This is a genomic window from Proteiniclasticum sp. C24MP, assembly GCF_043951855.1.
Lineage (GTDB): Bacteria > Bacillota > Clostridia > Clostridiales > Clostridiaceae > Proteiniclasticum.
The window spans coordinates 1-11736 of the sequence record NZ_JBINJW010000041.1 but is presented as its reverse complement, the minus strand read 5'-3'; the positions used below and the strand labels follow the sequence as shown (position 1 = coordinate 11736).

The 11736-nt window shown below is 44.6% G+C and carries 6 protein-coding genes; all 6 read right to left on the bottom strand.

What is annotated here, in order from left to right; genetic code table 11:
- Positions 1-100: 100 nt before the first annotated feature.
- Complete coding sequence (gene fusA, locus ACHAL6_RS15065; protein ID WP_395271479.1) at positions 101-2167, bottom strand: elongation factor G; 2067 nt, start codon at positions 2165-2167, stop codon at positions 101-103.
- 72 nt (positions 2168-2239) lie between these two features.
- Positions 2240-2710, bottom strand: coding sequence for a 30S ribosomal protein S7 (rpsG, locus tag ACHAL6_RS15060; protein ID WP_207599310.1), 471 nt, complete (start codon positions 2708-2710; stop codon positions 2240-2242).
- A gap of 137 nt (positions 2711-2847) precedes the next feature.
- Positions 2848-3228, bottom strand: coding sequence for a 30S ribosomal protein S12 (rpsL, locus tag ACHAL6_RS15055; RefSeq protein WP_207599311.1), 381 nt, complete (start codon positions 3226-3228; stop codon positions 2848-2850).
- Between the two features lie 265 nt (positions 3229-3493).
- On the bottom strand, positions 3494-7042 hold the full coding sequence (gene rpoC, locus ACHAL6_RS15050) for a DNA-directed RNA polymerase subunit beta' (protein ID WP_395271478.1): 3549 nt from the start codon (positions 7040-7042) through the stop codon (positions 3494-3496).
- 18 nt (positions 7043-7060) lie between these two features.
- Complete coding sequence (gene rpoB / locus ACHAL6_RS15045) at positions 7061-10744, bottom strand: DNA-directed RNA polymerase subunit beta (RefSeq protein WP_395271477.1); 3684 nt, start codon at positions 10742-10744, stop codon at positions 7061-7063.
- A 460-nt stretch (positions 10745-11204) separates the two neighbouring features.
- Positions 11205-11633 carry a hypothetical protein gene (locus ACHAL6_RS15040; RefSeq protein ID WP_395271476.1) on the bottom strand — a complete coding sequence of 143 codons (429 nt, stop codon included), beginning with the start codon at positions 11631-11633 and terminating at the stop codon, positions 11205-11207.
- Between the last annotated feature and the right edge of the window lie 103 nt (positions 11634-11736).

The following is an 11736-nucleotide window of genomic DNA, read 5'->3' as shown; positions in this document are numbered from 1 at the left end:
TTTACCGTGGTCAACGTGTCCGATGGTTCCGATGTTGACGTGTGGCTTGCTTCTCTCAAATTTTGCTTTTGCCATTATTTTCTCCTCCTTAAAACTCTAATTAAGCGTTCTTCTTTCCTGCGATTTCTTCCTGAATGCTCTTTGGAACTGGTTCATAGTGATCAAATTCCATGGAGTAAACGCCTCTACCCTGAGTTTTGGATCTTAGCGTAGTCGCATATCCGAACATTTCTGAAAGTGGTACGAATGATGTAACAACCTTAGCTCCTGCTCTGTCGCTCATACCTTCGATTCTACCTCTTCTGGAGTTGATGTCACCAATTACGTCTCCCATGTAGTCTTCTGGGACGATGACTTCAACCTTCATCATTGGTTCAAGAATTACTGGGTCCGCCTTAGCCATAGCATTCTTAAACGCCATGGAACCAGCTACTTTAAAGGCCATTTCATTGGAGTCGACATCATGATAAGATCCGTCTACAATTCTTGCCTTGAAGTTGATGGTTGGGTAACCACCGATAACACCCGCCTGGGATGCTTCTCTGATACCCTGATCAACTGCTGGGATATATTCTCTTGGAACAACACCACCAACGATGGCATTTTCGAATGAATAATCTTCATCAACTGGAATCAGTTCGATTACAGCATGACCGTACTGTCCACGTCCACCGGACTGTCTTACGAATTTACCTTCAGCCTTAACAGCCTTCTTGATGGTTTCTTTGTAAGCAACCTGAGGAGCACCGACATTACATTCTACTTTGAATTCTCTCTGCAGTCTGTCTACGATGATTTCAAGATGAAGCTCACCCATACCTGCAATGATTACCTGTCCAGTATCCTGGTCAGTGAATGTCTTGAAGGTTGGATCTTCTTCAGCAAGCTTTGCCAGCGCTATACCCATCTTTTCCTGACCAGCTTTGGTCTTAGGCTCGATGGCTACAGAAATAACCGGCTCTGGGAATACCATGGATTCAAGGATGATCTGGTCTGAATCTACACAAAGAGTATCTCCTGTAGTAGTATCCTTAAGACCAACAACCGCTCCGATTTCTCCGGCTCTCAGCTCTTCGACTTCCTGTCTGTGGTTGGCGTGCATCTTAACTAGTCTACCGACTCTTTCCTTCTTGCCCTTTGTAGAGTTGATTACATAGGAACCGGAAGTCATGACACCGGAGTAGATTCTTGTGAATGCAAGTCTACCGATGAATGGGTCTGTCGCAATCTTGAATGCAAGTGCGGACATAGGCGCATTATCATCTGCAGGTCTTGAATCTTCTTCACCGTCTGGAGTCACACCTGCGATAGGTGGAATGTCCACTGGTGATGGAAGGTAATCCACTGCAGCATCGATCATTTCCTGAACGCCTTTGTTCTTGTATGAAGAACCGCAGATTACAGGAACGATTTCGTTGTTGATGGTTCCTTTTCTTAGCGCTGCCTTCATTTCTTCAACAGTGATTTCTTCCCCTTCCAGGTACTTCATTGTAAGATCTTCATCAAGATCCGCCACTGCTTCTACAAGAATCGCTCTGTATTCATCTGCTCTAGCCTGTACGCTTTCTGGAATTGGTCCAACTTCGATCTCTTTTCCGAGGTCATCAAGATGAACGATTCCTTCCATTGTTACAAGGTCAACTACGCCCTTGAATCCCTGTTCAGCTCCGATTGGAACCTGAATTGGAACTGCGTTGCACTTCAGTCTGTCCTTGATTGTTTCAACGGACTTGAAAAAGTCAGCTCCAGTTGCATCCATCTTGTTGATGTATACAATTCTTGGAACTCCGTATTTGTCAGCCTGTCTCCATACGGTTTCAGTCTGTGGTTCAACACCGCTCTTGGCATCAAGAACTGTAACAGCTCCATCAAGCACTCTTAAGGAACGTTCAACTTCAACAGTGAAGTCTACGTGTCCTGGGGTGTCGATAATATTGATAACATGTCCCTTCCAGTTTGCTGTTGTAGCAGCGGAAGTGATTGTAATACCTCTTTCTTTTTCCTGAGCCATCCAGTCCATCTGTGATTCACCAGTATGTGTTTCACCGATTTTATGTGTCTTTCCTGTATAGAAAAGTATACGCTCAGTGGTGGTTGTTTTACCTGCGTCGATATGTGCCATAATCCCTATATTACGAAACATTTCTAAAGGGAACTCTCTTGCCACACGGACTCCTCCTCTCGTGATTATATTGCATAGAACTGTTTCAGCAACGCCAAAACAGTTCTATGCTCAAAATTAATATCTGTAATGAGCAAACGCTTTGTTAGCTTCTGCCATTCTATGTGTATCTTCTCTCTTCTTAACAGCTGAACCTGTGTTGTTTGCAGCGTCCATCAGCTCTCCAGCTAATCTCTCTCTTGCATACTTTTCAGATCTCTTTTCAACTGCTATAAGTAGCCATCTGATACCAAGTGTCTGTCTTCTCTCTGGTCTTACTTCAATTGGAACCTGGTAGTTGGAACCACCTATTCTTCTTGACTTGACTTCGAGTAATGGCATGATGTTGTTCATAGCTGCTTCGAATACTTCAACAGGATCGTTTCCTGTCTTCTCGTTTATGATGCCGAATGCTTCATAAACTATCTTCTGCGCTACACCCTTCTTGCCATCCTCCATTACGCTGTTGATCAGCTTTGTTACAACCTTGGAGTTGTACATTGGATCAGCTAAAACTTCTCTTTTTGCAATGTATCCTTTTCTTGGCACTTTTCTTCCCTCCTTAACTAAATTAATTCATCGGTACTCGGTGATGTCTCACCGCAAAGCGCTCTGTGTATTCTATATGAATGAAAACCTACTATTTTCCAATCTATATCCTAAACATAGCACTATGTCATTGTCAACTATTTCTTGACTTTTGGTTTCTTCGTACCATACTTTGATCTGCTCTGCATTCTACCAGTAACGCCAGCGCTGTCTAGAGCACCTCTTACGATATGGTATCTTACACCTGGTAAGTCCTTAACTCTTCCACCTCTGATCAGAACAACACTATGTTCCTGCAGGTTATGACCTACACCGCCGATGTATGCAGTAACTTCAAATCCGTTTACAAGTCTTACTCTCGCAACTTTTCTAAGCGCTGAGTTTGGCTTCTTAGGAGTAGTAGTCTTAACTACAGTACATACGCCTCTCTTCTGAGGAGCTTCCTTAAGGGCTGGTGAACCAGTCTTATAAATAACTGTTTCCCTACCTTTTCTTACTAATTGGTTAATAGTTGGCATCATTTCACCTCCATTTTGATGTGTGTATCTATATTACATTTAATATAGCAGTTTAACATGGAACAAAAATCTGTTCCGGCAATTGTGATTCCACTGAATATTTTACCTCATATGAAAACATTAGTCTTTAAATAACTTTTAAGTTATTGTGAAGAGTCTTCAGCATAAAGATCAAACTGCTCCAGAATCGGACTCGTCCGATTCTGGTCAGCTAAAATCACACAAAGTTTATTTTATCACCATACTTTGGCATTGTAAAGAAAAATTATTCTTCTTCAAAAAGGTCAACTTCATCAACCTCAGGCATTTCAACCATTTCTCTTTCGGTGGAGAGCTTGATATGGTTGTACCTTCTCATACCTGTACCTGCAGGAATGAGCTTACCGATAATAACATTTTCCTTCAGTCCAAGCAGCGGATCGATCTTACCCTTGATGGCCGCATCAGTCAGAACTCTAGTAGTCTCCTGGAAGGATGCAGCAGAAAGGAATGAATCCGTTGCAAGGGATGCCTTGGTGATTCCCAGTAGAACCTGTTCACCTTCAGCTTCCTGAAGTCCCAGTTCTCTTACTCTCCTGTTTTCCTCTTCGTAATCGAAGATATCCACAAGAACACCTGGCATCAGATTGGTATCGTTGGCTTCCGCCACCTTCACCTTTCTTGTCATCTGTCTGACGACCACTTCGATATGCTTGTCATTGGTATCAACACCCTGCAGACGATAAACCTTCTGCACTTCTGCAAGGAGGTATTCTCTTACACCCTTTATTCCCTTGATTCTCACGATATCATGGGGATTAATGGAACCTTCAGTGATGCTGTCACCAGCTTCTACCCTATCTCCGTCGTGTACTTTCAGTCTGGAACCGAAGGAGATGTCATAGGTGTATTCTTCTCCGTCTTCGGATAAGACATAGACCACTCTCTTCTTCTTGGTTTCATCTATTCTTACAGTACCCTTTGTATCGGATACCACCGCAAGACCCTTAGGCTTTCTGGCTTCAAAGAGCTCTTCGACTCTAGGAAGACCCTGGGTGATATCGGAACCGGCTACTCCACCTGTATGGAATGTTCTCATGGTCAGCTGGGTTCCAGGTTCACCGATACTCTGTGCAGCTATGATTCCCACAGCTTCACCGATGTTGATTCTCTGTCCGGTCGCCATGTTCATGCCGTAGCACTTTCCACAGACGCCGACTTTGGTTCTGCATGTGAATACAGAACGGATATAGACACGTTTCACACCGACTTCATCAATCTTTTCAGCCATGAGTGGTTCGATGTACTCGTTCTTTCTTACAAGAATTTCTCCATCCTGAGGATTTATGATGTCCTCCAGGGCGTATCTTCCTGTGAGTCTTTCTCCTAAAGTCTCCACGATCTCTGAACCTTCACGGATGGCTTCGATGTAGATTCCTTCTTCTGTTCCGCAGTCCGCTTCTCTTACGATAACGTCCTGTGATACGTCAACAAGTCTTCTAGTAAGGTAACCTGAGTCAGCGGTCTTAAGCGCTGTATCCGCATTACCCTTTCTGGCTCCATGCGTAGAGATGAAGTACTCGGAGATGTTCAGGCCTTCCACGAAGGAAGCTCTGATTGGAAGTTCGACGATCTTACCTGATGGGTTGGCCATAAGTCCTCTCATACCAGCAAGCTGCTTGATCTGGGACTTGGAACCTCTCGCTCCGGAATCCGCCATCATGAATATAGGATTGTACTGATCCAGGGAGTCCATAAGGGCATCCGCCACATCATCTGTCGTCTGTGTCCATTTTTCGATGACTCTCTCATATCTTTCATCTTCTGAAATGAGTCCTCTTCGGAACATATTTTCTATCTTCTTGACTGTCGCATCCGCATCAGCAAGAAGTTCTTTCTTCTGTTCAGGTACGATCATATCTGAGATCGCAACGGTTACCGCACCGATGGTGGAGTAATGGAAACCAAGAGACTTGATTTCATCCAGCATCACGGATGTTCTTGTTGGGCCATACTTGATGTAGCATCTGTTGATGATTTTCTCAAGCTGTTTTTTACCTACAAGGAAATTCACTTCCAGCATCATTTCGTTCTCAGAAACTTCTCTGTCTACGAATCCCAGATCCTGTGGAATGTATTCATTGAACAGAAGCTTTCCAAGTGTTGTCTGAATGATGGCTTTCTTGACTTCCCCATCTATTGTCTTGCTTACACGGACCTTTACAGATTCCTGCAGGGTCACATTGTTCAGCTGATAGGACATGAGCGCTTCTTCCTTAGAGGAGAAGATCTTCATCTCGTTTTCAGGCACTTCTTTTTCCATAGTCAGGTAGTACGCACCAAGGACCATATCCTGGGAAGGTACCGCCACCGGCTTACCATCAGATGGTTTCAGGATGTTTCCTGAAGCAAGCATCAGGAATCTTGATTCCGCCTGCGCTTCCATGGAAAGTGGAACGTGCACAGCCATCTGGTCACCGTCGAAGTCCGCATTGTACGCTGTACATACCAGAGGATGCAGCTTGATCGCTCTACCTTCGATGAGTACAGGCTGGAATGCCTGGATACCGAGTCTATGCAGTGTAGGAGCACGGTTCAGAAGTACCGGATGGTCTGTGATGACCTCTTCCAGAATATCCCATACCTGCGGCTGAATCTTTTCAACCATTCTCTTTGCACTCTTGATGTTGTGTGCTGTACCGTTTCTCACCAGCTTCTTCATGACGAAAGGTTTGAACAGCTCAAGAGCCATTTCCTTAGGCAGTCCGCACTGGTACATCTTAAGCTCCGGTCCGACAACGATAACCGAACGTCCGGAGTAGTCTACTCTCTTACCAAGAAGATTCTGTCTGAATCGTCCCTGCTTACCCTTCAGCATATCAGACAGAGACTTAAGCGGTCTGTTTCCAGGACCCGTTACCGGTCTGCCACGTCTGCCGTTGTCTATGAGGGCATCCACTGCTTCCTGAAGCATTCTTTTCTCATTTCTTACAATGATGTCCGGCGCTCCAAGGTCTAACAGCTTCTTCAGTCTGTTGTTTCTGTTGATGACTCTACGATACAGATCATTCAGGTCAGATGTGGCGAATCTTCCGCCATCCAGCTGAACCATAGGTCTGATATCCGGTGGAATGACAGGGATCACGTCAATGATCATCCAGTCCGGTCTGTTGCCGGATTGTCTGAAGGATTCCACCACTTCCAGTCTTCTGATGATTCTGATCTTCTTCTGACCGGTGGCTGTCTTCAGGGCTTCTTTCAGTTCAATGCTCATGGCTTCCAGGTCAAGTTCTGCTAAGAGATCCTTCACCGCTTCCGCACCCATCTTCGCTTCGAAAGAGCCGTAGCCTTCCTGCTCGATGTGTTCTCTGTACTCTCTCTCTGAAAGGATCTGCTTCTTCATGAGTGTGGATTCCTTAGGATCCAGCACCACATAGGAAGCGAAATACAGGATTCTTTCAAGAGATCTTGGACTCATATCCAGAATCAGACCCATTCTGGAAGGTATTCCTTTGAAATACCAGATATGGGATACTGGGGCAGCCAGTTCTATGTGCCCCATTCTCTCTCTTCTTACTTTTGACTTCGTTACTTCAACACCGCAACGATCACATACGATTCCCTTATATCTGACTCTCTTGTATTTACCACAGTGACACTCCCAGTCCTTCATAGGTCCGAAGATACGCTCACAGAAGAGTCCGTCTCTTTCTGGCTTCAGTGTTCTGTAGTTAATGGTTTCAGGCTTTTTAACCTCACCTCTTGACCAGCTTCGGATCTCATCTGGAGATGCAAGACCGATCTTCAAGGCATCAAAATTATTTAATTCTATCAAGGGTAATCCTCCCTTCAATTACTCTAAATCTTCAGCGAAACTGTTTGAACTTACTTCTTCGAAATCATCCTCGTCTTTGATGACGTGGGTTTTTTCTGTTATTTCTTCAGGTACATCAATGATTGTATCCTCTGGGGAGTCAATCTTGATGGCCTTGAGTTCTATGGAAGCCTCTTCGTACTCGGAATCTTCTTTGAGCTCGATTTCCTCTCGCTCATCGTTCAGCACCTTTACATTGAGGCAAAGGGCCTGCAGTTCCTTGATCAGTACTTTAAAGGATTCTGGCACTCCAGGTTGTGGAATGTTTTCACCCTTGACGATGGATTCGTAGGTTTTCACTCTACCCACCACGTCATCGGACTTCACGGTCAGAATTTCCTGGAGCGTATGAGCGGAGCCGTAAGCTTCCAGTGCCCAAACTTCCATTTCACCGAATCTCTGTCCACCGAACTGCGCTTTACCACCAAGTGGCTGCTGCGTTACCAGTGAATAAGGTCCTGTACTTCTGGCATGAATCTTGTCATCAACCAGATGCGCAAGCTTCAGGATATACATGTATCCTACCGTAACTTCATTATCAAATGGCTCACCGGTTCTTCCATCATAGAGAACGGTTTTTCCGTTTTTATTGAATCCGGCTCTTTCCAGTGTATCCTCAATGTCCTTTTCAGATGCACCATCGAATACCGGTGTTGCCACATGCCATCCAAGCTTCGCAGCCGCCCATCCGAGATGGACTTCAAGTACCTGCCCGATGTTCATACGGGATGGAACACCCAGTGGATTCAGACAGATCTGCAGTGGTCTTCCGTCAGGAAGGAACGGCATATCTTCTTCAGGAAGGACTCTTGAGATAACACCCTTGTTACCATGACGTCCAGCCATCTTATCTCCAACGGAGATTTTTCTTCTCTGCGCGATGTAACATCTTACGAGCATATTCACACCAGGTGGAAGCTCGTCCTGATTGTCTCGTGTGAAGATTTTAATGTCCACGATGATACCAGCGGCACCATGAGGCACTCTCAGTGAAGTATCTCTTACTTCTCTTGCCTTTTCACCGAAGATCGCACGAAGCAGTCTTTCTTCAGATGTCAGATCTGTTTCACCCTTCGGTGTGACCTTACCGACAAGAATGTCTCCTGCTCTTACTTCAGCACCGATTCTGATGATTCCTCTTTCGTCGATGTCCTTCAGTGAATCTTCACCGACGTTCGGAATATCTCTTGTGATTTCTTCAGGCCCGAGCTTCGTGTCTCTTGCTTCCGCTTCATATTCTTCAATATGGATGGAGGTGAAGACGTCGTCTCTTACCAGTTCTTCGGAAATCAGCATGGCATCTTCATAGTTGTAACCTTCCCAGGTGATAAAGCCCATTCTGATATTCTTACCAAGAGCGATTTCTCCTAGGTCTGTGGAAGGACCGTCCGCTAGAAGAGAACCTCTTTCCACATGTTCTCCCTTGACCACAAGTGGCTTCTGATTGATACATGTACCCTGGTTGCTTCTTTTGAACTTCAGTAATTTATAATGATCAATGGATCCGTTGTCGTCTCTCTTGATCTTGATTTCATTTGCACTCACATAGATGACTGTACCTTCGTTTCTTGCTTTTGGCAGTACTCCGGAGTCTAAGGCAGCTTTGTACTCGATACCTGTTCCCACATAAGGAGCAGCAGGTTTAAGCAGTGGAACTGCCTGACGCTGCATGTTCGATCCCATCAGTGCTCTGGAAGCATCATCATTCTCAAGGAATGGAATCATCGCTGTTGCAACAGAAACGATCTGACGTGGAGAGATATCCATGAGGTCTACCTCTTCCTTTGGAATAACCAGCACATCTTCTCTGTATCTTACTGTCACTCTGTCGTCGATGAACGTGGAGTTTTCATCCAGCAGTTCATTGGCCTGAGCAACCAGCAGTTCATCTTCCTCATCCGCAGTAAAGTACTTCACTTCTGTCGTCACTCTACCGGTGCCCTTTTCAACCAGTCTGTATGGTGTTTCGATGAATCCATATTCATTGACACGCGCATAGGTTGACAGGGAGTTGATCAGACCGATATTCGGACCTTCAGGCGTCTCGATCGGACACATTCTTCCATAATGGGAATGATGTACGTCTCTGACTTCAAATCCGGCTCTTTCTCTTGAAAGACCACCAGGCCCCAGAGCAGAAAGTCTTCTCTTATGCGTAAGCTCTGAAAGCGGATTTGTCTGGTCCATGAACTGTGACAGCTGGGAAGATCCGAAGAACTCCTTCACTGATGCGGTTACAGGTCTGATGTTGATCAGCGCCTGTGGCGTGATATTGTCCTGATCCTGAATCGTCATTCTTTCCTTCACGACTCTTTCCATTCTGGAAAGACCGATTCTGAACTGATTCTGGAGAAGTTCTCCAACGGATCTCAGTCTTCTGTTTCCAAGATGATCGATGTCATCCACATGTCCTACGCCATGGCCTAGACCGATTTCGTAGCTGATACTTGCGAAAATATCATCCTTCAGCACATGCTTCGGAATCAGGTTATGGATATTCTTTTTCAGTTCGTCCCTCAGTTCGTCTTCAGGAAGATTCTGATCCAGAATGCCTCTTAATGTTGGGTAATGCACCATTTCCTTGATGTGAACCTCTTTTGGATCGAATGATACAAAATCGGACAGGTGAACAAAATGGTTACCGATGACACGCACCACCTGCTCTTCTACAAGAATATCAACGAAGTTGATTCCTGCAGCCATGATTTCATGGGCAATGTCTCTCGTGATTCTTTCACCCTTGGATACCAGGATCTCTCCTGTTTCACCATTGATCACATCTTCTGCCGCAGTCTGATTGTAGAGTCTGCCTGCAATGGACAGCTTCTTGTTGAACTTGTAACGACCGACCTTGGACAGGTCATATCTCTTTGCATCGAAGAACAGAGAATCGATCAGGGATGTTGCACTATCCACTGTTGGTGGTTCTCCTGGTCTTAATCTCTTGTAGACTTCAAGTAGTCCCTCTTCATGAGTATTGGTATTATCTTTTTCAAGGGTTGCTTTTAAACGCTCATCCTCACCAAAATAGTCAAGAATCTCCTGATCGGAACTGAATCCCATAGCTCTAGCAAGAACTGTGATTGGCAGCTTTCTTGTCTTGTCTATTCGTACATTCATGACTTCATTGGAATCTGTTTCATACTCCAGCCAAGCACCACGATTAGGAATAACTGTTGCGGAATAAAGCTTCTTTCCGTTTTTGTCTATGCTCTCGTTGTAATATACACCTGGAGACCTGACCAGCTGTGATACGATTACTCTTTCTGCTCCGTTGATGATGAAGGTTCCTTGTTCGGTCATCACAGGGAATTCTCCCATGAAAACCTCCTGCTCTTTGATCTCACCGGTTTCGATGTTCTCAAGCCTGATCTTCACCTTCATTGGTGCTGAGTATGTAGCATCTCTTTCCTTGCATTCCTCAATGGAATACTTGATGTTCTCGCGGTCCAGATGGAAACCTATGAATTTCAGAACCAGATTTCCACCATAGTTGGAAATAGGGTTAATGTCGTCAAAAACCTCATCTAAACCTTCACTTAGAAACCAATTGTAGGAATCTAATTGAATCTCAATAAGATTAGGCATATCATAGACGTCCTTAACCCTTCCGAAACTCATTCTCGTCCTCTTTCCTGTTGAAATTGGAACAGGATGTACCATTAGCATTCACCCCTTATATAAACTAAAATAACCAGAAAATGCGCATAGAATCCCTAAGGACCTTGCACTTCTGGATTGTGACCATACGTTGCGATTTCCGCAGTTATTCTGCTATTACAATTGCGAAAAATCCCGTTTACTATTCTAACCTATTTTTCTCTCTTTTACAAGAGTACGATTATATATATTATCATAATATTAACATCTGGTCAATGAAAAACTGCAAATTTCACGTGTTCCTCGCTTAGATCTCATTCATTCCTTCTTTCTCCCCAGACATACACCTGTCTGCTTTCAAAGAGATGTCAGAGAGCCATGCCGCTGTCTTCTGACTGCATGCAGACCACCAGATATGGATAAAGAAATAAGTTTGAAAATATTTTCCTGAAGGTGGAAAAGGCCGGTATAATCCTTATTTACTGGCTTACCGAAACATCATTCGGATTTTCTGCGAATCACTCTATCTGATGTAAAAAAGCGCCGCTGCAGCGGAGAGAATCACGCCATAGTAATAGAACCATTCTTTTTTACTCATGACAAAATAGATCATGCTCACCAGCGCAGATGCGATCACCACACCCATGGACAGTATCGGGGTCTCATACAGCAGAATACTCATGGTGACGGAAAACACCCCTACACCACTGGCAAATAGACCCGCTCTGACCCACGACGGATAACGGGTTCTCTGCATAAGAATACCCACCGCTAAAAGTATGATTCCATATCCCCCTCTTACCAGAGATACATAATTATATGCTCCCGGACGAAACATCCTAGCTACGAACATGAAAATCAGATAATAGAGAAAAAAAGCCAGCATAAGAAATATCAGAATCGCAACGGGAACCAGAAGAACATGCACGGCCGTCTGTCTGGATCTACTCATGATTTTTCACTCCCTGTTCTGCAGTTTTTACATGCTCAAAGCAGAAGACTATGCTTCGCTCCGCACCTGACCAGATGAAGTACCAAAGCTTTCTCTTTTCTTA

Coding starts and splice junctions, on each gene's coding strand:
- rpsL (WP_207599311.1), bottom strand. CDS start 3,228: ATGCCAACTATTAACCAATTAGTAAGAAAAGGTAGGGAAACAGTTATT.
- rpoB (WP_395271477.1), bottom strand. CDS start 10,744: ATGGTACATCCTGTTCCAATTTCAACAGGAAAGAGGACGAGAATGAGT.
- ACHAL6_RS15040 (WP_395271476.1), bottom strand. CDS start 11,633: ATGAGTAGATCCAGACAGACGGCCGTGCATGTTCTTCTGGTTCCCGTT.